The sequence below is a fragment of the uncultured Mailhella sp. genome (assembly GCF_963931295.1).
GTDB lineage: Bacteria > Desulfobacterota > Desulfovibrionia > Desulfovibrionales > Desulfovibrionaceae > Mailhella.
The window spans coordinates 2313305-2338597 of sequence record NZ_OZ007001.1 but is presented as its reverse complement, the minus strand read 5'-3'; the positions used below and the strand labels follow the sequence as shown (position 1 = coordinate 2338597).

20 protein-coding genes are annotated in these 25293 nt (G+C 61.4%); 14 read left to right on the top strand and 6 right to left on the bottom strand.

The features are described 5' to 3' along the window. Positions 1-261: 261 nt before the first annotated feature. Positions 262-1041, top strand: coding sequence for a transporter substrate-binding domain-containing protein (locus ABGT79_RS09760; protein WP_346666012.1), 780 nt, complete (start codon positions 262-264; stop codon positions 1039-1041). 539 nt (positions 1042-1580) lie between these two features. Here the strand turns inward: ABGT79_RS09760 and ABGT79_RS09755 are convergent. Next, on the bottom strand, positions 1581-3533 hold the full coding sequence (locus ABGT79_RS09755; RefSeq protein ID WP_346666011.1) for an ATP-binding protein: 1953 nt from the start codon (positions 3531-3533) through the stop codon (positions 1581-1583). 220 nt (positions 3534-3753) lie between these two features. On the opposite strand from ABGT79_RS09755, the gene ABGT79_RS09750 reads away from it, so the two are divergent. The 8 genes from ABGT79_RS09750 to ABGT79_RS09715 all read left to right on the top strand — a co-directional run bounded on the left by ABGT79_RS09750 (position 3754) and on the right by ABGT79_RS09715 (position 13750). After that, a complete protein-coding gene (locus ABGT79_RS09750; RefSeq protein WP_346666010.1) occupies positions 3754-5220 on the top strand; it encodes an aryl-sulfate sulfotransferase in 1467 nt (488 codons plus the stop codon). An 11-nt stretch (positions 5221-5231) separates the two neighbouring features. Further along, the gene (locus tag ABGT79_RS09745) at positions 5232-5567 is read left to right on the top strand and encodes a helix-hairpin-helix domain-containing protein (protein WP_346666009.1); all 336 of its coding nucleotides are present in this window, start codon (positions 5232-5234) and stop codon (positions 5565-5567) included. Between the two features lie 15 nt (positions 5568-5582). Next, positions 5583-5900 carry a hypothetical protein gene (locus ABGT79_RS09740; RefSeq protein ID WP_294486595.1) on the top strand — a complete coding sequence of 106 codons (318 nt, stop codon included), beginning with the start codon at positions 5583-5585 and terminating at the stop codon, positions 5898-5900. Between the two features lie 445 nt (positions 5901-6345). Beyond that, positions 6346-6645: a helix-hairpin-helix domain-containing protein gene (locus tag ABGT79_RS09735; RefSeq protein WP_346666008.1), complete on the top strand. Its 300-nt coding sequence runs from the start codon at positions 6346-6348 to the stop codon at positions 6643-6645. A 37-nt stretch (positions 6646-6682) separates the two neighbouring features. Continuing rightward, positions 6683-8137, top strand: a complete 1455-nt coding sequence (locus ABGT79_RS09730) for an aryl-sulfate sulfotransferase (RefSeq protein ID WP_346666007.1) — start codon at positions 6683-6685, stop codon at positions 8135-8137. 130 nt (positions 8138-8267) lie between these two features. After that, on the top strand, positions 8268-9704 hold the full coding sequence (locus ABGT79_RS09725) for an aryl-sulfate sulfotransferase (protein ID WP_346666006.1): 1437 nt from the start codon (positions 8268-8270) through the stop codon (positions 9702-9704). A 486-nt stretch (positions 9705-10190) separates the two neighbouring features. Beyond that, a complete protein-coding gene (locus ABGT79_RS09720) occupies positions 10191-11774 on the top strand; it encodes an aryl-sulfate sulfotransferase (protein ID WP_346666005.1) in 1584 nt (527 codons plus the stop codon). 563 nt (positions 11775-12337) lie between these two features. Next, a complete protein-coding gene (locus ABGT79_RS09715; RefSeq protein ID WP_346666004.1) occupies positions 12338-13750 on the top strand; it encodes an aryl-sulfate sulfotransferase in 1413 nt (470 codons plus the stop codon). Between the two features lie 56 nt (positions 13751-13806). On the opposite strand, the gene ABGT79_RS09710 is transcribed toward ABGT79_RS09715, so the two are convergent. Continuing rightward, a complete protein-coding gene (locus ABGT79_RS09710; RefSeq protein ID WP_346666003.1) occupies positions 13807-15195 on the bottom strand; it encodes a sigma-54 dependent transcriptional regulator in 1389 nt (462 codons plus the stop codon). Between the two features lie 321 nt (positions 15196-15516). Here ABGT79_RS09710 and ABGT79_RS09705 point away from each other — a divergent pair, with 321 nt between their 5' ends. From ABGT79_RS09705 to ABGT79_RS09685, 5 genes are all read left to right on the top strand, one after another. Further along, positions 15517-18414 carry a hypothetical protein gene (locus tag ABGT79_RS09705; protein WP_346666002.1) on the top strand — a complete coding sequence of 966 codons (2898 nt, stop codon included), beginning with the start codon at positions 15517-15519 and terminating at the stop codon, positions 18412-18414. A 12-nt stretch (positions 18415-18426) separates the two neighbouring features. Continuing rightward, positions 18427-19572, top strand: a complete 1146-nt coding sequence (locus tag ABGT79_RS09700; protein WP_346666001.1) for a putative sulfate exporter family transporter — start codon at positions 18427-18429, stop codon at positions 19570-19572. 10 nt (positions 19573-19582) lie between these two features. Continuing rightward, positions 19583-19732 carry a hypothetical protein gene (locus tag ABGT79_RS09695; RefSeq protein ID WP_346666000.1) on the top strand — a complete coding sequence of 50 codons (150 nt, stop codon included), beginning with the start codon at positions 19583-19585 and terminating at the stop codon, positions 19730-19732. Between the two features lie 142 nt (positions 19733-19874). Next, positions 19875-20075 (top strand): hypothetical protein, encoded by a 201-nt coding sequence (locus ABGT79_RS09690; RefSeq protein ID WP_294486621.1) that lies wholly within the window; start codon positions 19875-19877, stop codon positions 20073-20075. A gap of 19 nt (positions 20076-20094) precedes the next feature. Beyond that, on the top strand, positions 20095-20391 hold the full coding sequence (locus ABGT79_RS09685) for a helix-hairpin-helix domain-containing protein (RefSeq protein WP_346665999.1): 297 nt from the start codon (positions 20095-20097) through the stop codon (positions 20389-20391). Positions 20392-20464: 73 nt separating this feature from the next. Here ABGT79_RS09685 and ABGT79_RS09680 read toward each other — a convergent pair whose 3' ends face one another. The 4 genes from ABGT79_RS09680 to ABGT79_RS09665 form a co-directional block, all read right to left on the bottom strand. Continuing rightward, positions 20465-20932 (bottom strand): hypothetical protein, encoded by a 468-nt coding sequence (locus ABGT79_RS09680; RefSeq protein ID WP_346665998.1) that lies wholly within the window; start codon positions 20930-20932, stop codon positions 20465-20467. 407 nt (positions 20933-21339) lie between these two features. After that, a complete protein-coding gene (coaBC, locus tag ABGT79_RS09675; RefSeq protein WP_294486629.1) occupies positions 21340-22566 on the bottom strand; it encodes a bifunctional phosphopantothenoylcysteine decarboxylase/phosphopantothenate--cysteine ligase CoaBC in 1227 nt (408 codons plus the stop codon). 9 nt (positions 22567-22575) lie between these two features. Further along, on the bottom strand, positions 22576-23157 hold the full coding sequence (locus ABGT79_RS09670) for a hypothetical protein (RefSeq protein WP_346665997.1): 582 nt from the start codon (positions 23155-23157) through the stop codon (positions 22576-22578). Between the two features lie 148 nt (positions 23158-23305). Further along, positions 23306-25231, bottom strand: a complete 1926-nt coding sequence (locus tag ABGT79_RS09665; RefSeq protein ID WP_346665996.1) for a DUF2207 domain-containing protein — start codon at positions 25229-25231, stop codon at positions 23306-23308. Positions 25232-25293 lie beyond the last annotated feature (62 nt).

The window sequence follows — 25293 nt, the reverse complement described above, 5'->3', positions numbered from 1 at the left end:
GCAGGCGCAACATCGTTCCCGCCTCCGGGCGCGCGACAACGCCTTCCTTTTCCGCACATACGGAGCGCTCCCGCCTCATCTTTTGACGATTTTAATATGTTTTTTTTCTTTACTTCGGCGTCGATATCGTTCCTGATATGCGAAATCATAAAGAAAAAAACGTTTCTGACCGGCCGTCGATCTTTTCCGGAGCACTGGACAGAGCCCTTCAATGCCTCTACTCTAAGCAGGCTACCATTCATCTTTCAGGAGGATGATCCCATGTTCAAGAAAATTCTTATGACCTCCCTGCTCATCGCCGCCGCCACCGGCCTCGTCGCTCAGAACGCCGATGCCCGCAGCCTTGCGGAAATCAAGTCCAGCGGCAAGCTGCTCGTCGGCACCACCGGCGACTACAAGCCCATGAGCTATCTCAACAAGGAGACCGGCAAGTATGAAGGCTTCGACGCCGAAATGGCCGCCTCCCTGGCCAAGAAGCTCGGCGTGAAGCTCGAATACGTGCCCACGACCTGGAAGACCCTGACGGCCGACACCCTCGCCGGCAAGTTCGACGTGGCCATGTGCGGCATCACCGTCACCGACGCCCGCAAGAAGGAAATGGCCATGTCCGAGCCGTACCTCACCTTCGGCAAGACCATTCTGGTCACCAAGACCAAGGCCGGTCAGTTCAAGTCCCTCGCCGACGTGAACAAGCCTTCCGTGCGCGTCATGTACAACCCCGGCGGCACCAACGAAAAGTTCGCCAAGGAATCCACGCCCAAGGCTCAGCTCATCATGCACGAGCAGAACGCCGAAATCCCCGGCCTCGTGGGTGAAGGCAAGGCCGACGTCATGATCACCGAAACCATGGAAGCCGTCCGCTACGTCAAGGACAACCCCAAGGTTGCCGCTCCTCTGGTGGACAAGCCCTTCACCGAAAACCACTTCGGCGTGCTCATGACCAAGGATCATCCCGATCTGCTCAAGGCCGTGAACGACTGGATGGCCGGCATCAAGGCCGACGGCACCATGACCAAGTGGGAAAACCAGTACATCAAGTAGTCGACGCGCTCGCAGCTCCGGCAAAGAGGCCTCGGCACGCGGCGCAAAACACGCGCACAGCGTGAGTCCGACGTCCCGCCGGATCGGCGCAGACCACGGCGGAAAAGAGGGACGCGGCTCCGAAGCTCCCGCCGATCCGCCGACAGACGCCGTTCATCAAACAGGGCCGGAAAGCCAGTCTTTCCGGCCTCTTTTTTGATGCTCTTGAATCCGTCTCCGCCGCAAGCTCGCAGGCGCTCCGTCGCAGGGCGCGCCGTTCTCTCTGCGGCGCTCTCGCTTGCCGTCGGCAAGACTACCCCAAGGGCAAGCGGCAAAGGTTCTCTTTCTCGACGTGGATGCTGCCCTTCTCCGCAGGCGCGCAGCGAAGGCGGCAAAAACAACGAGGCTCGGCGTCATCCGGCAGCAAGGCGGCAGCGGGCGACGGTTCCGCCCCGCAGGCCCGGTTCAGCTCCCCCGCACAGAAGTTGCCGCGTCGCGAAAACAAGCGGCCCGCGCATTGACCGGCGGTCGCCTTCCCGCTCGCCACGCAGCGCCCCGCGTCAGCATCCGCTCTTCTGGACAACGGCAAACGAGAGCGACATGGTGGAACCGGCGTCCAGTTCCGAACTCACGTCGATGTCGCCTTCATGCAGCTCCACAATGTGCCGGGAAATGTACAGCCCGAGGCCGAAGCCCTTGTTGCCCTTGGTGGAGAAAAACGGATCGAAAATCTTCTTCCGGTTCTCTTCGCTGATGCCGCTTCCCGTGTCGGAAATGTCCAGCACCGCACGCCCTTCCCGGCACCGCCCTTCAATGACCAGCGCCCGATCCTGTTCCGCACGGCCCTCCATGCTGTCCAGCGCGTTGATGAGCAGATTCAGCACCAGCTGTTCCAGCAGAATGCGGTTGCCCCGGATGCACAGCTCTGCGGGCAACATGACGGCGTCCACCTTCACGGCGCGAAGACGGGGCTTCAGAAAAAACAGCGCTTCCCGCACGATCTGCGCAAGATTCTGCGTTTCGTACTCCACGGAGCTCGGCAACGCCATGTTCAACAGCCGCCGCGTGGTGTTCACCGCGCGCTCGCCGTTGCGGTAGATGGCCTTCAGCATGGGCCGCAGCGGACTGTCTTCCGGGCAGTCCTCCAGCGCAATTTCCGCATGCGCCATCACTATCCCTATGGGGTTGTTGATCTCATGCGCCACCCCGGCGGCCAGCTTGCCGAGCACGGCAAGCCGCTCCATTTCCATGACCTGCGCATCCAGCCTGCGCCGCTCCGTCATGTCGCGGCCTATCAGGCATACGGCGTAGGGCGAACTTTCCATGTCCGCCATGAACAGATTGACTTCCAGCACCAGCTCTTCATCCGTGCCCGCCGCCAGCGTGATTTCCCTGCGCAGCGCGCCCTGCCGCGGAATGAGCTGCACAAAGCGCTCAAGACAGCCGTTCACCTCGGTGCAAAGCGCCTCCATGAGCATGGCGCTGTAGCCGCTCCCGGCAATGTGAAGCGCGCTTCTCGCCGCCCGGTTGGAAAGCGTGATGCGCCCGTTTTCATCGAGCAGAAGAATAATGTCGGGCGATTCCTCAATGAGATCGCGATATTTGCGCTCCGAGCGTATGAGCCTGCGCGAAACCTTGCGCACCTGACGCTTGAGCGCGTAAATCCAGGTGACGGACGCAATGAGTATGCAGGCAAGCAGCGCCACCGAGCACAGAATGTGATACCGGTACAGCTCCCACAAACTGGGCACGTACAGCGAACGCCCCAGCCACTTCGACCGCAGCCGCTCCACTTCGCCGTTCTCCTCAAGACGCACCAGGGCGCTCGTCAGGCGCTCCAGCAGGCCGGAGCGTCTGCCCACCATCATCACCATGGGAATGCGCTCCAGCGAGCCGCCCATGACCCGGATGTTCCGATATTCCTTGCTCTGCACAATGTAAAAGGCCATCTCCACCGAACTTGCCACGTAGGCGTCGGCCTGACCGGCCATCAGACGGTTCAGCGCGTTGGTGATGGAGTCCGCCTGCACTACGGTGCAGCCCATGTCCAGCATTCTGGGAATGTAGGCGTCACCGCGCTGAAGAATGACCCTGTGCCCCGCAAGATCGCTCTCCATGGAAAACTGATGTTCCTGCCCCGCCACCAGAATGGCGCGGTTCAGCGCCAGCGGCGTGACCAGAACGTCGGAAAAATCGTTCTTCAGATTCACGGGCAGAAGGCCCACCATGGCGTCTATTTCGCCCCGCTGCAGCTTCTGCTCCAGCTTGCGGGCGTTGCTCTGCACGAATACTATCTTCTTGCCGAGCTCCTCGGCCATCTTCACGCTGAGATCCACGGCCAGCCCGAGAAGGCCGTCCCTCTTTTCGTTGAGAAACGACAGCGGCGCAGAATGCGGAGGAACGCCGATGACAAGACTGTTCTCCCGGTCAGGCACGGATGCGGCTTCGCCCGTCCGCACAACTCCCGCAAGCAGAACAAAAAACAACAGTACAAATACGGACCAGCGACGCATGATTCTCTCCTCAGACTCATAAAACATCATGGTCCGCGCCGCCGCAAGAGAAAAAAGCGTGCGGTTTTTCGCACAGACACCGCCCTTTTGTGCGGCATCTCTTACGATTCGTCATTATTTCCGGAACAATCCCCTTGATTTTTCAGTAAAAACCATTATGGCATACTCTTTGCTACCACATTGTTGATTATTTCGCCTTCACCCTCACAAAGGAAGAAACATGAATCGTCGTCAATTCCTCATGGGGCTGTCCGCAGCCGCCGCGGCCACGGCCGCGCCTTCCCTCGGCTGGGCCTTCCCTTCGGTATTCCCCCACGGCACCACCATCTACAAGCCGGAAAAATGCTGGAACGGCTACACCGTTTTCGGCGTGGAAACCGCAGGTCAGGGCTGCGTGCTCATCGACATGAACGGCAACGTCGTTCACGAGTGGAAGAACGTCAGCGAACTGGAACATCCCTCCAAGCTGCTGAAGGGAGGCTATATCATGGGAGCCACCCGTCAGAAGCCGGAAATGAAGGGCCGCACCTTCGGCGATCCCATGTCCGCCGACCTCTCCATCTGCGACTGGAACGGCAAGATCGTGCGCAACATTCCGCTCGCCGGCATGCATCACGACTTCCAGGTGGAAGGCAACCCCACCGGCTATTACAGCCCCACCATGGACGTGAGCTACAAGCCCGACGGCAAAATACTCGTCCTCTCCCATCTGTTCACCGAGAATCCCGCCATCACCAAGAAAAAACCCCTCGACGACGACTACCTCTTTGAAGTGGACAAGGACAACAACATCGTCTGGGATTGGAAGGCCTTCGAGCACTTCGACGAGCTCAAGCTTCCCGAAGATCTCAAGAAGACCATGTACCGCTTCCCCACCTGGCAGATGACCCGCACTCCCGGCGTGAAGGCCGCCGACTGGATGCACATGAACGCCGCCTCCTATCTCGGTCCCAACCACTGGTATGACGAGGATCCCGTGAAGTACGCGGCCTTCAATCCCGAAAACATCATCTGCTCCTGCCGCCAGCTCAACACCTGCTTCATCATCGACAAGGCCACCAAGAAGATCGTCTGGCAGATCGGCCCGACCTTCTATCCCGACGACAAGTGGGAATTCGGCGGCAAGGAATACAAGAGAGCCCTGTACCGCCTCGGTCAGTTCGTGGGCCAGCATCACTGTCACATGATTCCCGCGGGCCTGCCCGGCGCAGGCAACATTCTGGTGTACGACAACGGCGGCTTCGCCGGCTACGGCGAACGCAATCCCACCGCCCCCATGGGCTGGAGCAACGCCCGTCGCGACTACTCGCGCGTTGTTGAATTCGATCCGGTCACGCTCAAGAAGGTGTGGGAACATTCCGCCGCCACCATGGGCCTGCGCGAAACCTACAAGTTCTACAGCGACTATGTGAGTTCCGCCCAGCGCCTGCCCAACGGCAACACACTCATCACCAACGGCGCCGTGGGTCAGTTCCAGGAAGTCACCCCCGACCATGAAATCGTGTGGGAATACATCAGCCCCTGGTACAATCCCAACGGCAAGTTCAACCTGGTCTATCGCGCCTACCGCGTGCCCTACGACTACGTGCCGCAGCTCAAGAAGCCCCAGGAATTCGCCGTTACCCCGCCGGAAAACGTCACCTTCAAAATCCCTGCCAGCAAAACTCCCTATCAGCCTGGCAAGTAAACGGAGTCAGCATGAAAAAGTCTCTTCTCGCCCTTCTTTTCGGTCTGTTCCTCTGCGCCGCCTCCCCCGCCCTTGCCGAGGACGTGGAACTCGGTCCCGACGCCTTTGATCTGAACAAGGCCACGGTCGAACAGCTCATGGACATTCCCGACGCCAACATCACCCCCGAAATGGCGGCCGCCATCGTGGACATGGCCAAGAAAAAGCCCTTTGAACTGCCCGAAGACTTCCTGAAGGTGCCGGGGCTGGACAATCACACGCTTCAGGCCATCAATCCCATTGAGCACGGCGGCACCCTGTGGTACGATCCCGACGCCGAGCTCACCCTGGCTCCTTCCAAGTGCTGATTTACGGAGAACCCCATGCATACGCCCCGCATTGCCATACCGCTGATTGCAGCCTGCCTTGCCGCTGCGCCTGCGTATGCCGGGTCCTTCAGCTTCAACAGGGCCAGCGCGAAAAAAATGGTGCGCGACTGCGCCGAAGAAGGCGTCGTGCTGCCCATGCAGACCGCAAAGGCCATTGTTGAAGCGCGCTCCGGGAGAAGATTCACCCGCATCGAAGACCTGAACGACATTCCCGGAATGACGGAAGAGCTCATCCGTGAACTCGATCCCATCGAGGAAGAAAACGACCTCGTCTTCAATCCCAACGCCCTGCCCGGCATGAAGTCGTACTGATTCCCGCCGTCTTCCGGCCCGCCCCCATCCTTCAACCTTCCGCCGAAGCGCCTTCCGCCTTTCTCCGGGCGGACGCGCCAAGACTCCGCAGGCACCCTCGGCGCAGGCAAGGGCGACGGGGAAGCAGCCCCATCCCCCGAAAGTTCTGCTTTTCCACCCGGCGCGACGCCCCGCGCCCTTCTCCAAGACCGCTTCTCTTCCCGCCCGTCTCGGGAAGAGGGCGGTTTTTTTGCAATTTTCCGTCGTATTCTGTGCGGCAAAGCGTACACGACACCAGGCGGCGCTTCTGTATTCATGAATCAACGTGTTATATTAATTTGAATATAACATGTTGGCATAATTCTTGCTTCTTTGTGCTCAAAGAGCATTTTTCACCGGACTGAAAAACGTCGTCCGCATCTGCACGCCTTGGGCGTTCCGACAACCCCACAACACGGAGGTTCTCATGCGATTTCTTCTGGTCATGGCGCTGCTGCTGCTTCCCCTTCAGGCCTCGGCCTCCGTCATCGTCGATCTCAACAAGGCCGACGCCTCGCATCTGGCCGAGCTTCAGACCGGCGTTGACGACGACCTCATCCAGGCCATCTTCGACTATCGGGACAGTCACGGTCCCTTCCACAAGCCGGAAGACCTCCTCAAGGTGCCCGGCATGGACGAAGAAAACTTCCAGCAGCTTTTCCCTTTTGAAATGAACGGCAGCATTGTCATTGAAGTCGATGAACCCAAGGGGATTTCCCCCTATTGATGAGCTGAGCAACTCTCCCACAACCAAGGAGGTCCGAATGAAGTTTCTGAAGCATCTGGCACTGGCAGTTGCAGGCATCGCATGCTTTTCAACGGGAGCCGCAGCCTTCGAGTCCTTTGGCGGCCCTACCGGCGTGCTCCGCTGGGAAGAAGGCAGCACTTTCGACGGCTACACCCTCATTGCTCCGTACTACTCCACCTCTACCTATCTCATCGATATGGAAGGCAATGTCGTGCATACCTGGAAGCACGACACGCCTCCCGGCCTGCACGCCCTGCTGCTCCCCGACGGCAATCTGCTGCGCCCCATGCGTCTGGGTTCCAAAGCCAAAGCCCGGGTGGGCGGACCTTCCGGCGGCTTCCAGATCATCGACTGGAACGGCAAGGTGCTGCGCGAATTCATCCTCAACGAGCCCGACCGCATCACCACGCACGGCGTCACCCCCATGCCCAACGGCAACATTCTCTGCATAGGCCGCGAATTCAAGACCATGGCTGACGCCATCAAAAAAGGACGCGATCCCAAAAGTCTGCCAAAGCAGGGAGTGTTCGGACTGGATGTGGGCAGCGTTCTGGGATTCTGGTCGCCCTTCATCATTGAAGTGGACCCCTCGAACAAAATCGTCTGGGAATTCCACAAGTGGGACAACATAGGCACAGGCCCCGATCAGTTCGACATCAATTACATGACGCCCGAAGTCACGCCGCTGGGCGCCGCCGTCAACTGGAGCTACTTCAACGGCGTGGACTACGATCCCAAAACAGACCGTCTCATCGTAACGGACCGGCAGTTCAGCGAAGTGTACATGATCGACCGCAAGACCAGAAAGGTCGTCTGGCGCTACGGCAATCCCTCGGCATGGGGAGCTGGCAAGCGGCCCGGATTCGCCGACAACGGCGATCAGAAGCTCTTCGGCCCTCATCATCCCACCTTCCTGCCCAACGGTCACATTCAGGTGCATGACAACGGCTGGATGCGCCCCACGGGCAACTACTCGCGCGTGGTGGAAATTGATCCCCTTACCGACCGCGAAGTCTGGGAATTCCGCGCCGAGCGTCCTCTCAACTACGCTTCCGCCTATCAGAGCGGCGCGCAGCGCCTGCCCAACGGCAATACGCTGATCACCTCCGCCACTGCCGGACACATTTTTGAAGTTACCGGCGGTCCCGTGCCCCGCGTGGTGTGGGAATTCGTGGCTCCCTGGATGAAGGACGACGGCCCGAGCCCCTATCTTTCCGATCATCAGGCCAATTCCTGGAACTTCTGGGTGGCCGACGGGCACATGGCCAACGCCGTACATCGCGCAGCCCGCTACGGCAAGGACTATCCCGGCCTCAAGGGCAAGAAGCTTGAACCCGTCTATTTTGCTCCCAACGTTCCCAAGCCCTACACCGTAGAGCCCTGGAAAACCATGGCCAAAGACTACAGTACCGTCATGAAGGCCCGCGCCGCCAAGGCAGGGGCCCAGAAAAAACAGGTGCGTCAGTGGTAACACTTTCCCGACATCCAGAGAACGCCTCCCCGGCTTCTCTGGATGTTGCGTGACAAATGCTGTATAACCCTGCTGCACCCTCGCATTGCGACGAGTCTTTCCGCAACACCTCAAACCGTGGAGAAATCCCATGCGCAGCTTTGGAAAAGTACTGCTGGCGTCTCTGCTGGCCCTGGGCTTTACCGCTTCCGCCCAGGCCTATCCCTCCGTGTTTCCCACCGGAGTTACCATCAATAAGCCCGATAAAGCCTACAACGGCTACACCGTCATCGGTCCCATGCGCGCCACGGGTCACGGACTTCCCCTCATCGACATGAACGGCAAGGTCGTCCACAAGTGGATGAACGTGGAAGGTCAGCCGGCCAAGGTCCTCCCCGGCGGACATCTGCTGGCCAACCTCGTGTACTACGATCCCGACAACTGGACCGAACGCAAATCCGAAGGCTTCGCCGTGGTCGAACTCGACTGGGACGGCAAGGAAGTCTGGCGCTTCGACAAGTATGAAAAGAGAAAGCCTTCCGCCGAAATGAAGGTCAAGGGCGACCTCATCTGGAGCGCCAACGCCCACCACGACTTCCAGCGCGAAGGCAACCCCGTGGGCTACTACGTGCCCGGCATGGACTACGTCAAGGACGGCAAAACCCTCATCGCCGGCTTCAAGACCATTGACGGCAAAGAAACCGCTTCCCTCTACATCGTGGACAAGACCGGAAAGATCACCTGGGAATGGGTGTACAAGGACCACGAAAAGGAATGCAAGGAAAAGGGCATTGCCGACTTCCAGAACACCGCTTCCTGGGTAGGCCCCAACAAGTGGTATGATCAGGATCCCGTCAAGTACGCCGCCTTTGATCCGGAAAACATCATCACCGACGACGGTCAGGAAGTCATCTACATCATCGATCACAAGACCGGCTCCATCGTCTGGCAGGTCGGCCCCAAGTACGCCAAGGACGACCCGCTGCGCCTCATGGGCATGCATCTGCCTGAAGGAGGCTTCAAGGCTCTGCCCGCCGGCGGCATGATCCATCACGCCCACATGATTCCCAAGGGCCTGCCCGGCGAAGGCAACATCCTCGTGTTCAACAACGGCATGCCCTACTCCCAGGTGCTGGAATTCGACCCCACCACCAAAAAGCTCGTCTGGGAATATTCCGCCACGGCCCTCGGCTACGGCAAGAATCATTCCATAGCGCACAGCTTCTTCAGCGGCACCCTGAGCAGCGCCCAGCGCCTGCCCAACGGCAACACCCTCATCACCGAGGGCAACGACGGCCGCATCTTTGAAGTGACTCCCGAACTCGAAACCGTCTGGGAATACATCGTGCCCTTCATGTGGTACGGCACGGCGAGCGGCTTCGGCGACGCCGAAACCTCCCATCGCGTGAGACCCACCAACTCCATCTATCGCGCCTACCGCATCCCCTACGACTACATTCCGCAGATCAAGCATGACATGGAACGCGAAGTCATTCCGGCCGATCCCTTCCTCTACGACGACGCTCTGAAGAACGCCGGCACCGTGGAAGTGGAAGAAGACGAACCTTCCGCCTTCAAGAGATACTGATCCGGCGTCTCGCCCATCGCGCCCGGACGGCTCCGCCGCCCGGGCTTTTTTTATCCGCGCAGGCTGCCGCGCCTGCCGTCTGCGCCGCTTCCGCTTCGATCTTTCAACCGAAACAATTCCCGCGCCGCCCCCCGGGGATCTCTTCCATCCCTGCCAGTGCGACCGCCCAGGCCGCTCATCCTGCCGGGCCATCGTTCAGCCCAGGCCGCGCCCCGTATTCCCGCATGTCATCCGGCAGAGCCGATTCCTGCATCCGCGCCGCGCATCCAGCAAAAACGCTCCCCGCACCGGGACGGCAGCTCTCCCCCCCCCGGCAGACCACCTTTTTGCCCAAAACACCTCTTCTGCTGTGCGAAGCCTCGTACATTCTCCCGGAACATCGTTTCGCCGAAGTTCTCAACACTCCGGCATTGCATCACTTTCCGTGTCTGGCATGCATATTGCATTATTTTTCACGTTTTTGTTTCCAAACAATGCGAGGTTTGCATGCGTTTCAACAATGTTTCCGTCAGTCTCCTGATCGCGCTCGGCCTCTTCTGCGCCGCGCCCGCCGCTTCTCAGGCCGTGCCCACCACGTATCCTACAGGCGTCACCTTCTACAATCCGGAAAAGGCCTACAACGGCTACACCATCCTCGCCGGAAGCGCCTGTCTCATCGACATGAACGGCAATCTCGTCAAACGCTGGAACAGCAAGGACGGCATGCCGAACAAAATTCTCCCCGGCGGTCGTCTCATGACCAGCGGCGAAACCTGGAAGGACGGTCAGCAGGACAAAACCTCTCTCGTCACCCTTGATTTCAACGGAAAACAGCTCTGGGAATTCCGCGACTGGCAGAACGTGCCGGCCATTCCCGGTCAGCCGCAGAAAGACGGAAAAACGCCCATAGCTCGCCAGCATCACGACTTCCAGCGCAAGGATACCCCCGTATATTTCACTCCTTCCGCGGGCAGCGCCTCCTCCGATGCCGCGGAAACCACGCTGGTGCTCAGCCATACCAATGAAAAAATCGCGCGGATTCATCCTTCCATGCAGCTCGTCACCGACGTGCTTCTGGAAGTGGACAGCAAGGGCAAAGTTGTCTGGACCTGGAAAATTTCCGATCATGTGGACGAACTCGGCTTTACCGACGCCTCGTTCAAGGCCATGAACACCTTCCCGCCCTCGGACAACCGCGCCGCCGGTCGCCACGGGACAAAAATCAAGCCCGGCGCAGGCTACGACTGGATGCACATCAACTGCGCAAGCTACGTGGGCCCGAACAAGTGGTTCGACGCCGGCGACAGGCGCTTCAACCCCGACAACATCATCGTCAACAGCCGCGACTCCAACATGATGTTCATCATTGAACGCGCCACCGGCAAGGTGGTGTGGCGTCTCGGCCCGAACTTCGCCCCCGGCACCGAAGACTTCAAAGTAGGCCAGATCGTGGGCGCACACGGCATTCACATCATTCCCAGGGGACTCCCCGGCGAAGGCAACATCCTGTTCTTCGACAACGGCGGTCTCGGCGGCTACGGCGCCCCCACCCCGGATCGTCCGGTTTCGGGCTTCCACAACGTGCAGCGTCCCTACAGCCGCGTGGTGGAATTCAATCCTGTGACCAAGGAAATCGTCTGGGAATACGACTGGCACAAAAATCACAAGGGCCTGCTCGGCCACATGGACTTCAAGTTCTTCAGCCCCTTCGTCAGCTACGCGCAGCGCCTGCCCAACGGCAACACCGTCATCACGGAAGGCGACATGAGCCGCATCTTTGAAATCACCAGCGATTACGAAACGGTATGGGAATACCTCTCGCCCTACGCCGACGAAAACGCGGGCATTCTCTATCGCTCCTACCGCGTGCCCTACGACTGGGTTCCTCAGGCTACGCACGCCGAAGAAGTGGCCGTGATTCCGCCTGCCAACAGCCTGTTCTCCCTGCCCAACGCCAAGGGCGAGTATCCGAACACCGGCGTGCAGGGCGACATGGTCAAGGCTTCGCTGACCGCCGCCCAGACCCATGCCGAAGAGAGCAACGACGAAGAATTTGAAGACGAAGCCGCCACCTCCATGCACAACTACTAAACAAGCCCGGCCCGCGTCCGGCTTCTCCCGGAGCCGGACGCAACGCCTCCCCGGCGGGCAACGCGTACGACACATTCTCGGCTTTCCGCACTGCGCAAAGTCGCCGCGCTGAGTCTGTCCGCAGCCTTCGGGCGAAAACTTGTCCAACGGGCATGATCTGCCCGGCCTTCTGCGAAAACATCCCGCCCGGATCCCTGCCCGGACGGGATGTTTTTTCTTCGTCGGAGAATGATTCTTTTTTGTCGATGAGGGTGATCCAGCTTGTCGCCGCGCCCTCTTCGACCTGTCCGGGCACTCGCCTGCGTCCTGCCGTCGCTCCACGGGAAAGTCCTGCTGAAACGCCTGCATTTTCGTGTCGCGCAACACATCGGACGGCAAAAGAAGCTCGCCTGCATGAAAAACGTTTTTTCTTCCGCCTTTCGTTTCCTTCACAAAAACACGGCCCCAAAGCTCTTCCCCTGTGTCCTGATTTCTGCAACACTAGGCCCGCTTTCTTTCGACGCGGACAAATCTTTCCGTGCGAAGGCAGGCAGATGTTTCAACTCTTTTGCAGGATGGCACTCATGAGCAGTCTTGTTTTTTCCGCACTCGCGGCCGCATCCTTTCTCGGCACGGCGCTTCTGCTCTTTCCCCGCAGGGCAAAGGCCGCGGAAACCATGTCCACTCCCACCGGCGTTCTGATCTACGACAAGGAAAAGGCTCTGGACGGCTATACGCTGATTTCTCCCATGCAGTCCACGTCCAGCTATCTTCTGGACATGGAAGGCAACATCGTACACGAATGGAAGACCGCCGGACTTCCCGGCCTCTATGCCGAACTTCTGCCGAACGGCAACCTGCTGCGCGGCATACGCTATGAAAAGAAGGTACCCTTCGGCGGGGTGTCCGGAGGCCTTCAGGAAATAGACTGGGACGGGAACGTAGTGTGGGAACACCGGATATACGACGACAGCAGACTGAGCCATCACGCCTTCGACCGCATGCCGAACGGCAACACGCTCATCGTGGCCTGGGAACACAAAAGCTGCGAGGAGGCCGAGGCCAAAGGCCGCAAGCCGGGAACCCTGCCCCGGCCCGGCGAGGATACCGGACACAGCCCGGCCTACGACGGTCTGTGGGCCGACTACATCGTGGAAGTGGACAAGGAAGGACGCGAAGTCTGGTCATGGCACGCCTGGGACCACATCGGCACAGGCAAGGACGAATTCGACATCAACTACCGCCTGCCCATCAAGAACTACTACGGAGATTCCGACTGGATGCACATAAACAGCGTCCGGTACAATCCCGAGACCGACCAGATCCTCATAAGCTCCCGCAACTTCTGCGAGGCGTTCATCGTCAGTCACGACGCGGAAGGCAGGGTGCTGTGGCGCTTCGGCAACCCCGCAAGTCACGGCGAAGGGGAACGCCCCTCCTTCTGCAACGACGGCAGTCAGCTGCTCTTCGGCAATCACGACGCCACATGGCTCGGCAACGACCGCATCTCCCTGTTCGACAACGGCTGGCAGCGCCCGCAGGCCAACCGCTCCCGCGCCGTGGTCGTGGACATCCCCTCAGGCCGCATCACCTGGGAATATGCGGCCAACAATCTCAATTCCTTCTACAGCGCCTATCAGGGTTCCGCCCAGCATCTGCAGAACGGCAATGTGCTCATCACGTCCACGGCCACGGGACACATTTTCGAGGTGACGCAGGACAAGCGCGTGGTATGGGAATACGTAAGCCCGTTCATGAGCAACGGCGAAGCCAAGGCCATGCTTACGGAAGAGGACGCCACGGCCGATCCGAACGGCGTGAAGGACATCAATCTCACAAACAACGTGGTGCATCGCGCCTTCCGCTACGCTCCGGATTATCCCGGTCTGGCGGGCAGGGATCTTTCCCGAAAGACGGAAGTGTTTCCCGGCGCGCCGAAATGGCATGAACTCTTCGCGGAAGTTTCCCGCCTCTCGTCGCCCATAAACGACCGGTAATCCTCTGGCCGTCTTTGTCTCCGGGCCTTCCGCCATACGGTGGAGGGCCCGTTTTGTTATCCTTTTTTATCCATGAGGCCGAACTGCTCCAGCTTGTCGTAGAGCGTTCTTCGGCCTATGCCCAGAAGTTCCGCGGCCTGCGTCTTGTTGCCGTTGCACAGGGAAAGCGCCTGCTGAAGCGCCTGAATTTCCGCGTTGCGCACCGCGTCGGACAGAGAAAGCGGCGTTTCGGACACCGCTTCGCCCGGAACAGGCGACGCGAAGACAGCGCCGTCGGCCATGGTTCCCAGCGACTCCGGCATGAGCCTGTCCCCTTCCGTCAGAAGAAAGGCTCGCTCCAGCACGTTTTCCAGCTCGCGGATGTTGCCCTTCCACGGCTGACTGTAGAGAATGTTCATGGCCGCGGGGCTTATCTGCGTCACGTTGCGGCCGTAGCGTTCATTGAAGCGGCTGATGAAAAAACCGATGAGCGCGGCCAGATCCTCCCGGCGCTCGCGAAGCGGCGGCAGGTACAGCGGAATGACGGAAAGACGATAGAAAAGATCTTCGCGGAAGCGGCCCGTCTTCACGTCCTCTTCCAGATTACGATGCGTGGCCGCAATGAAGCGCACGTTGACGCTCACGCTCTTGTTGCTGCCGACCGGACGTATTACGTGCTCCTGAATGGCGCGCAGCAGCTTGGCCTGCGTGGAAGGCGAAAGTTCGCCTATTTCGTCAAGAAACACCGTGCCGCCCTGCGCTTCTTCCAGAAGGCCGCGCCGCGTGCTCACCGCGCCGGTGAAGGCCCCCTTCACATGACCGAAAAGCTCGCTCTCCAGCAGCGATTCCGGCAGGGCCGCGCAGTCGATGGTGAGAAAGGGCTTGTCCCGAAGAGAGCTTGCGCGATGCACGTACTCCGCAAGACGGCTCTTGCCCGTGCCCGTTTCGCCGGTAATGAGGATGGGCACGCTCGTGCCCGCCACCTTGCCTATGGTCTTCAGCACCTGCTTCATGGACGGACTGTTGAAAATGAGGGAGACGGGCGTCTTTTCCCCGCCCATGTCCTGAAGCTGACTGTGCACCCGGGCGTGTTCGGCCGCCCGCTGCACCAGCGAGGCCAGTTCGGCATTGTTCACAGGCTTGGTCAGATAGCTGTACGCGCCGAGCTGCACGGCTTCCACGGCGCTCTCAATGGTGCCCACGCCCGTCATCATGATGAAGGGAATCTGCGCGTTCATGGCCCGCACGCGGCGCAGAACCTCAAGTCCGCTCATGCCCGGCATGGAAAGGTCGCACACCACCACGTCTATGCCGCCGGCGGCCAGTCTGGCCAGCGCCCGCTCGCCGGAAAGCGCCGTTTCCGTCTTCCAGCCCTTGCGCGAAAAAAGCAGGGCCAGAATCTCATGCCATTCGGGATCGTCGTCCACCACCAGAATCTGATAACCGCTTTTCCTGTTCTCGCTCATAGTTTCACCTTGAAGTCGCTTTTGCGGGTGAGAGTGTAACGACAAGCTCTTCTTCCGTAAAGACGAGCGCAAAACAAGGCTGCGCGAAAGCGGGCACAGCCTTGAGCGTGTGTGCAGAGAGCCGCACATGCCAGGCGCAATCAAAGTCGGAACAGACGGATGCATCATAAATAATTCACTGCAATCATTGGCCATATAACCTTTTGGAACGATTCATGCATGAAAGGAGGAAGGCAGCCCTCCTTTTTCCTCTGCGGCACGCGTTTTAGCACGAAAGAGCGGTCTGCCACTGCCAGACCATTCAACCACAAGGAAGTTGTGATGAACAAACTTCTCGTTTCCGGCGTCGCGGCGGCACTGCTCTGCCTTCTGTTCTCCGGCGCTCCGGCTGCGGAAAGTCCGCATGGCCTCGCCCCGGCAGGCGACATGCCCTTCATTCCCGATCTCGGAGGCCTGCGGCACAAGACCTTCAAGAATCAGTACGGTCAGCCGCGCAATCTTTCGGAAGCCGTGCTCGTGCGGAAAAGTTCCGTCAAGGACGGCAAGGCCTTCGTGCCCGCAGGCGGCCTCTGCTACATTTCCGAAACAGAGCAGGACGCCGCACCCTTCAGACGTGACCCGTTCCTTCTGCTCGGCGAACACGCCTATCTCGTGGACATCCGGCAGAGCGTGCGCACCGTGCGCGACGTGTCGCTGAAAAAAGGCGAAAAGACGCCGGTGGATCAGGCAGGCTACCGCCTGTGGTTCGACTACGCCACCGATCACTACGACCGGCCCTACATTCAGATGGCGCTCATCGCCCCTTCCGGACACTGGCCCATGGAATTTTCGGTGTCGTCCAAGTTTCCGGCCATCAAGGAGCTGCCCGACCGCAGCCACATGGAAGGCGACGTGGAGCAGCTCGATGAATTTTTCCTCGATCCGGTGTTTGAGTACGGCGCAAGCCGCTTCGAGGTGAAGGATCACGACTTCCAGAAGGCCACCTTCTCCTCGCTTTCCTATCCGGTCATCGAGGAGGCCACCTTCTCCCTTTCTCGGCCCGTGGTGCTCGATCTGCGTCAGGAAGAATACCGGCTCTGCGGCACAAAGCGCCTCTACGCCTTCCGCGAAAGCAACGGCTTCCGCGTTCGCGTAACCGACTTTGGCGGCGACAAGGTTCTCGCCGAAAAGCTGATCCGCCCCATAAGCTCGCAGGGATACAAGGACGAAGCGCACGAAAAGGACGCCTACAGCCTCACCGTGCCCGGCGAGGACATGCGCATAGAAATCGCCGTGCAGCCCGAATATCTGCGCCATTCCGACTTCGTGCCGTGGTCCACGGCCGTGCCCCACGACTGGCAGGACGGCATGCTGAGCTTCGTCGTCTATCGCGACCTCGTCACCGTGAAGAACGGCGAGCCCTGGCCGCTCGACGAGCGCTACACCGTGGGGCTCGAAGCCAGCCTGCTCACGGGCAAGCTCCAGCGCCTCACGCTGGAAAACGCCGCGCCCTTCACCCTTGAAGCCGGAAACGACAGCTACGACGGGCCGGTGAAATATTCCGACGTGTGGAACCGTCCGGCCTTCCGCCTGGTGGCCGACGACATGAAAGGCAACCGCGTCCACAGCTACTACCTGCGCGACGCATTCTTCCAGCGCACCGACAACCTTGCCTTCACCGACAAGGGCCGCCGGAACATCGACTGCTTCATCGGCCGCACGCCGACCTTCATTTCCGTGCTGGAAGACAGCTTCCTCAACCGTCTGGCCATGCCCGACTTCGGCACGGAAGTGCAGGGCTCGCACTTCACGTCGTTCCCGAGCGTCATGCCCAACATGGCCTTCCACTCGCCCGATCCCACGGCTCCCTTCGGCGGCCTCATGCGCGGCTTCGGCCGCGAGCAGGTGACCAACCGCCGCGGCGAGAGACTCACGTCTTCCGAAGGACTCGTCATCCGCGGCAGCTACGTGGACTGGAAGAACAACCGCATCGTCATTCCGCCCTCCGGCCTGTTCTACACCTCGCGCAACGCCCGCAACGTGCGCGCCCTGAACGGCGAAACCTTCTACATGCTCGGCCGCCGCGCCTACATGGCCACCTTTGAATCCACCACCTTCACGCGCCGCAATTTCGACATCGACTTCTGGCGCGTGCAGCCCGACGCCAGCCTGCACCCCATCTACTGGCAGGATCAGCCCCTCGGCGTGAACAACAAGGTGCTGCGCTTCACGGAAAGCCACCTGCTCGACGACCGCCCCATGGCGCAGATCAACGTGGTCAAGTATTCGGGCAACAACTTCGGCGCGCCCTTTGAACTCGCGCAGGGCCTCAGCCGGGAAAACGGCGACCGCTACTACCTGCACGACCGCTTTGCCGAAGGCGCCACCTGGATTGAGCCGGAATTCGTGGGCGAAACCTACGTGCGGGTGAAGAGCTTCGGCACGCCCGCCATTCAGAGCGTGCAGTACACCTACGAAAAGCCCGTGCGCCTGCTCCTCGCCCCCGGCGAAGAAAAGCCCGTGGGCAAGAAGCACACCCTGAAGCTTGTCGCCTTCGACGAAAAGGCCGGCACCGCTTCCGTGGAACTTCGCCGCAACGACGGCTCGCTCTCCGAAACCAGAACCCTCGGCCCGCTCAACGCCGAAACCCGCGCCTTCCTGCCGCAGCATCAGCGCGTGGTGAACTCCCTGCAGTTCCAGTTCGACGAGGGCAAGGACAAGGTGCTCGCCGAAATGGACGTGAAAACGCCCTTTGAAAAGGGCAAGGCCGCCTTCTACGCCTACGTGGACCTCAAGAAGCTCGAAAGCGACACTCCCTTTGAGGGCGATCCGCGCTTCATGGTTCGCCCCGACGTGTGCGGTCACTGCTATCAGCTCAACGAAATTCTGCTGGACAATCCCGAACCCATCATTCTGGACAAGGACCATCCCCGCTTCGACGGCCCCCGCATGGCCGACGGCAAGCCGCAGTTCAGCATCGTCATCGACAGTTTCGACGGAGAAATGATCCACGCCTGGCACATCGAAACCAATTACCGCAAACGCGTGTTCAAGAGCGCCAATCTGGCCTTCCAGCCGCGCAACAACATCGACGTGCTCATGGGCGTGAACGGCACCATCGAAGGCTTCCTGCGCGCGTCGCTCATGGAACGCTCCGCCTGGCAGGAATACTGGCGCACCGGCGCGCATCCTCATCCCGAACGCGGGCTCGACGCCTGGCTCGCCCGCAAGTTCCAATAGGCAGGTACCATCATGAACATTCCCTATGAGGAGCGCCGCCGCTCTTTCCTCAGCTGCCTCTACAGCATGCAGGAATCCCTGCCCGGTCTGCTGGCCATGTTCTTCATCGCGCTGTTTTCCAACAATCTGGCGGGGAGCCCCAATCCCCTCACGCTGGAAAACCTGTTCTCCTGGCTCGACGCCGTCATCGGCCCCGTCCATCATCAGCCGCTGTTCCAGATCCTCAATTCCAACTTCGTGTGGAATCCCTTTCTGATGGGTCTTGTCATCGGCAACGTGTTCGGCGTGCCCGATTCCTGGAAGCGCGGTCTTTCCTACATTCACATTCTCATGCCGCTCGGCATCATCATGCTGGCGCCGCACTTCGTGTTCAGCCACGCGGAAAAGGCGGGCATGCCCCTCATTCTGCTGGCCTTCGCCGTCATGCTGTTCACCGCCGCCGTCACGCTTGTTCTCGGCAGACTCCTGCGCATGGACGACCGGCACTACTCCACCATCGCCGGCGCGCTCTCCACGGGCGATCCCCACGTGGTGGCCATTCTCATGCCCATGCTCAAATCCAAAGGCGGGCAGGTCATCAACGCGCTGGGCTGCATTCTGCTCTTCGGCCTCGTGGCCTCGTTTCTGCTGCCCCTGCTCGGCCACGCCCTCAACATGGACGACAAGGCCTTCGCCGTGCTCTCCGTGTTCGGCATAGGCAACACCGGGCAGATGTTCAACGCGGCCTTCGGCTACAGCTACGAAGCCGGTCACTGGGCCCACTACGTGGAACCTCTGCGGCACGCGCTCATGCCCGCAGGCTTTCTGTTCGTGTTCGTGGTCATGTTCGTGCGCTCCCGCATGTTCGCCGACGAGCCCGGCGTCATGGCGGCCCGCGCCCACAAAAGATTCCCGCTGTTCGTCACCGTGTTCATCATCGTGTGGATCGTGGTGCAGTTCCACGTAGTGAAGGAGCCCGCCCATCTCGCCGTTTTTGAACTGGTGAAGTGGGACTTCTCCCTTGCCGCAGCCGCCCTCGGCCTCTCCCTTTCCCTGCGCGACATCGCAGAGTGGGGCTTCAAGGGCCTGGCGCTCGCGTTTGCCGCAGGCATTCTGCGCATCGCCGTTCTCGTCATCTGCCTGCTGGCCGCGGCCAGCCTCAAGTTCCCGATCATCTAAGGAGGCAAGCATGCGCCATTCCCACACCACCGACGAAGAAGGCTTCGACTTCATGGACAATTCCGGCGAGGAAGAACATGATCGCGATATGGTGGGCATACTGCTTGCCGTGCTCTTCATCGCGCTCGCGGTGATCTTCCAGCGCGCAGGACTGCTCTAGCGCCGACAGCAACGCTTCCGGAGCATCCGCGTCGGAAGCACTCCTTCCCCGTCCGGCGCATCTCCGGCCGGACGGGGCACTTCCGAACCTTCCGTCAACGCCGCGCCCGGCAAATCTCCCGGGCCATCCTCAAGGAGCCGTCATGACCGGCATTACGTTCTATCTTCAGATACTGTTCGCCCTGCTGCTCTTCTGGGCCACGGCAACGGCCATCTACATGGGCATATTCCACGCCCACGCCTCCCGCAGCCTCGGACGCAGGCACGCGTGCCTTGCCGTCTCTTCGCTGCTGTCCTTCGCCGTCTGTTTTCTCATGTATTCCTGGTCCTATCTCAGCTGGTAACACGCAAAGGAGATCCATAATGAAACGCTCCCTCATTTCCGCCCTGGCTCTGGCCCTCTGCCTTGTCTTCGCCTCCGCCGCCTCCGCCGAAGAGAACGGCCTCAACGTCAACACCGCCACGCAGCAGGAACTCGCCGCCGTGCCCGGCCTCAACGCCGATCTGGCCAAGGCCATCGTGCAGTATCGCGAAGAAGTGGGCGACTTCATGTCCATCGACGAGCTCGCCGACGTGCCCGGCATGGACAAGGAGGCCCTTGACGCGGCCAGAGAGGCGCTGCGCGTGGACGCCATTTCCGGCGCCGAGTGCAACTGCTGATCGCCCCGAACGACACGCAAAAAAGCCTTCCCCGTACCTGACGGAGAAGGCTTTTTTGCGTTGTGCGAATACGTTACGCCTGCGGCCTGCCGCAGAAGCGCAGCAGCCGGGAAAGAAAGGCCAGCGCCTGCTTGAACGACGCCTCGTCGGCAGCGAGGGACTGCGGACGGGGAAGCTGAATGACCAGTCTGCCGAACACGCGCTCCTGACAGAAGGGAAGCAGCGTTTTCGGCATGGAGAGCGCGTCTCTCGCGTCGGAGCCGAAAAGCAGCAGCACTCGCGGATTGAGCAGCTTCACCCCGGACCAGAACAGCGGGGCTCCGGCTTCCGGCTCTCCGGCAAGACCGCAGGGCCAGAACACGTGAGTTCCGCCCGGATGCCGAAGTTCCATGAGCATGCGCACGATGACCTTGCGGCGCACGTCGTCCGGCCTGCCGGTGAGATCCTCGTCGAGCCCGGCGTAGGTCCAGAGCACCAGAGGATGCGGCGGCAGCGGACGACGATTTTTGAACACCAGCCAGCGTTCGGGCCACGCCTCCACGGGAAGCGCGCCCGGCGTGGCAAGAAGTGCGGAACTCCCGGGAGTAGAAGCCCGTTCCAGAGCGCCTGCGCCCGGACGGACGTTCGACGCGGCGCTCTCCGCGTCCCGCCGGGGACGATTCGCCTGCGGCGGGGCGGACGGCGCGGAAGAAGGCGCGACGGCCTCGCGGGGGGCAGGCCGAGCCGCTCCGGCGCTGCGCCCATCCTTTACGCGCGAAAAATCCCCGGGCCGGGCAGACACGCTTTTTCCTGCGGCCCCCCCGGGCGCGGGCGAAAGAGCGTCTTCCGCGCGCTGCGCCGACGAGTCTCCTGTCGCGCCGCGCAGTTCAGCCGCGCGCTGCTCGCTCTCGACAAGCAGCGCGGACAAACCCGCCTTTATCCACGGGCGAACTATGGCGGATCGAACCCTCATACGAACAGCGTGCGCACCCAGTCTATGATCTTCCAGGCCACCTGCGGCTTGGGCATGTCGGGCCACACTTCGTCCCGGCCCTGCGCGTCGGCCACATACACGCGGTTGGCCGCGCGGCCGAAGCCGTCGGAAATGCGGTTGCCCACAATGACGTCGGCTCCCTTGGTATCCAGCTTGTGATGCACGGCCACGCCGAGCGCGTCCATGTCGGGCACGCTTTCGGCGGCAAAGCCCACCACCACCTGACCTTCCGAACGCTCTTCGGCCAGGGTGCGCAGAATGTCGGCGTTCGGCAGGAACGAAAGACTGAAGCCGTCCCCGGCCCTGTCCTTCTTGAACTTGCCCGGCCCGTGCGGCTCTGGACGAAAATCCGCCACCGCGGCGGTGAACACGCCCGCGTCGGCCGAGGGCCAAAGCTCCTGCGCCTTTTCCAGCATCTGCGCCGCGCTCGTCACGTCGTGGCGGTGGAAGGCCGGATCATTGGGCATCCACAGATCCACTGGGCCGCACACGGCATGCACTTCCGCGCCGCGCAGCCACGCCGCCACGGCAATGGACGCGCCCATGACGCCCGTGGATCCGTTGGTCCAGAAGCGCACGTCGTCCCAGGTTTCGCGCGTGGGACCGAGCGTGAGCATGACGGTTCTGCCTTCCATGTCCTGCGGGGTCAGCGCCTTGAGTCCGGCAAGGTAGATCATGCGCAGATCGGCAAGACGTCCCTGCCCTTCGTCGTGACAGGCCACCACGCCGCAGTCCGGCCCCACGAAGGTGAAGCCGCGCTCGCGCAGCGTTTCCACGTTGGCCTGCGTGGCCGGATTGCGCCACATGCGCGGATTCATGGCCGGAGCCACCACCACGGGGCCGTCGAAGGCGAGGGCCTGCGCGGAGAGCATGTCGTCCGCCAGACCGTGCGCCAGACGGGCCAGCATGTCGGCCGAGGCCGGAGCAATGACCATGGCGTGGGCGATCTGCCCCGGTTCCAGATGCTCGAACGGCTCGTCGCCGCCGAACATGTCCCCGTACACCGGAGACGCGCCGAGGGCCTTGAACGTGAGCGGCGTAATGAACTTCTGCGCGGCGGCGGTGAGCGTGGCGCTCACGCCCGCGCCCGTGTCCTGCCAGCGATGCACCAGCTCGGCCGCGCGAAAGGCGGCCACGGAACCGCAGACGCCGAGGTGCAGCCTCTTGTCCGCGAAGCGCTTGAACAGCAGATGCTTTTCCATGAAAGAATCCTATTCGGAAAGTTTGGTCACCTGACCGGAACCTCCGTAGGTCGTTCCGGAGTAGGTTGCCGGGCCGGAATACGAGGAGCCCGAAGAGTAGCCGGAAGACGAGGACATGCCGCTGTTCACGCTGTTGTGCACTTCAGGCACGAGGCTCAGGATGTCCACGTTCACGCCGTTGACCACCCACACGTCCATGGACGTGGTCATCACGCCCTCGCGGTAGAAGATGGCGGCGTAATGCGGCGACTTTTCATAGAGCTGCACGGAACGCACGCCCACGCTGGATCCGCGCAGCTGCCAGCCCTGACGGGCCATGTTCTGCATCATGACGTTGGCCAGCGAAGTGCCGTCCACGCGGCCGCTGAAGGATTCCAGACCGAACTTGCTGCCGTCGGGCCCCACGGTGACCAGCGTTTCGGAAGGAATGGTGCTCATGGGCGCGGGAATGGGCACGTCGCGGAACTGGGAAATATAGGTTTCCGTGATGCTGGGCTGTTCAAAGGGATTGCTGATGGTGGAAGACATGCCGGAACAGCCGGTGAGCATGAGAGCGGCGGCCAGTCCGGCAAACATCGTGCGAGCATTCATGAACGTTACCTCCGAAAGGGGGGAAGATGCCTTCGCGGGAAAACAGGGCCGGGGAAAAACGGCCTGTTTTCTCCGTCTTATGTCCATAGTTACCCTATGCCAAAAAAGGGGGATGTGCAAACGCCAATGCGGCCGCCCGGGCGGGGAATCAGCATCCGCCGCCACCGCCGCCACCGCCGCCGCTGCCCGCGCCTCCGCCGTCGCCGCCGAAGGAGCTCGACGAGGATGCGGCCGACGCCTGCGCCCCCGCGTAGGAGCCGATGCTGCCTTCCGCCGCCGAGGCGAAGGCTCCCGCAAATGCGGGCGTCAGTTCCTGCCCGCCGGAGAGCGCCGCCGCGCCAAGCGCGCCGGAAAAATGCGCGCCCCAGGCCTGTTCGAGCCCGAGGGCCACGGCGTAGGGCAGAAGCTCCCGATAGTGCTCAAGCGTGCGCTCCGGGGGATTCAGCGCATTCAGGGCCGGGCCTTCGGCCATGCGCATGTAAAGTTCCAGCCCCTCTATCTGATCGAGCAGAGCGCGCGCCTCCCGGGTGGGCCTGTCCATGATGAAGGAAAAGCCGAAGGGAATGAGCACGGCCAGCGCGGCAAGCGCGGTGGCGGCCGGAGAAAGCAGCGCCGCCGCGTCCCGGAACACGGCAAAGAGCACGGCCAGCGAGATGCCGAGCATGGCGAGAATCATGACGAGCGCACACACGACAAAGCCCCGGCTCCCCGACTTCAGACGCGACACGATGAGTCGTATCATCTGCTGCACAAAGAAGAACGCGAAAAGCTGAAAGCCCAGCGCCGGAACAACGCCGTGGGGAAGCGCGCCCCCCGTGACCCATCCCGTCACGGCCACAAGGCCGATCAGCGCGGCGGCCATGCCGAGAAACATCCACACCGAGCCGAACAGACCGTTCATGAAGCCGCTGCCCGCGCCCTTCCACATGCTGCCGTAGTCGCGGCGAAGCTGCGCCGTCATGGCCCGCTGCATGCCGTAGAGCGTCTTGCCATGCGCGGCGTCCACCCTCACGGATTCCGGGCCCATCGCCTTCAAAAGCCGCTCCTCTTCGGCAAACGGCGAACTGCCCCGGCCGGGCTCCAGCACGAAGCCCTCCTTCGCGTTGCCCAGGATACGGCAGCATCCGCGCCCGGCAAGCGAAATCACGGCCGCGCCGAAGCATGCGGGCGTCACCCGGTTCTTGTGGAAAACGTAGCCCGCCGCCGCAGGCGACACGGGCATGTCTCTCTCGCCGATTTTGCCGCTTCCGCGGCGCAGCACCGGCGGATGAAAAAGAGGCACGATGACGCCCTTGCGCGGATCCCTGCCGGTAAAGAACCAGGCGAGGAAAAAGTAGAGGAAAAGCGCCGCATCCAGCACGGCGTACGCCATCGCGCCGGACAGGGATCCAACGACGGTCCCGCCGGCAGGCGCAACAAAGCCCTTGCCCCAGCCCGCGGCCACGGTGAAATCCTCGCCGGGCTGCACGGCCCGCTGCGCGTCAAAGCGCATGACAAGGCGCTGATGCTGCACCTCGTAACTCATGCTCACCGGAGAATTTTTGCTGCCTGCCCTGCCGATCCAGGCCCGCTGACCGAAAAACGGCGCGCCCGTCGGACAGAGCACGACGCACGAAGACTGCTCCACGGGCGCTTCCCAGCCGCTGCCCGTGACGTTCCAGGTCAGCTCGTCGTTGCCCTCAAAAAGGCCGACCTGACCGGTCATACGGTAGGAGAGAAAAAATTCATGCCGTCCCGGGGAGAGCCGCCGCGCCTTGTCGCGCTGATACACCCGCACAAGACCGGGGCTGCGGCGCACGTCGTCGGCGGGAAGAGGCCGACCGTCGAGCCGCACGGCCAGCACCTCCATGGAAGCGGGCTGCCGCGGCCAGCGCGTCGCCACGGGAATGTCCCGAAAGATGCCGTGAAACTCACCCTCGGCAGGAATCTCCACCGTCAGCGTCTCGTTCACCACGATGTCGCCGTTGCCCGCCACGTCCACAAGCGCATCGAACTGCCGCACCCGCACGGGCGCGGCCAGCGCGTCCGCCGCCATGAGCAGACAGATGATCGCCGCCAGAATCCACCGCTTCATGCCCATCCTCCCGGAGAACTGATCCGCATTTTTCAAAAGAGCCCAAGAGCCCGCAGTCAGGC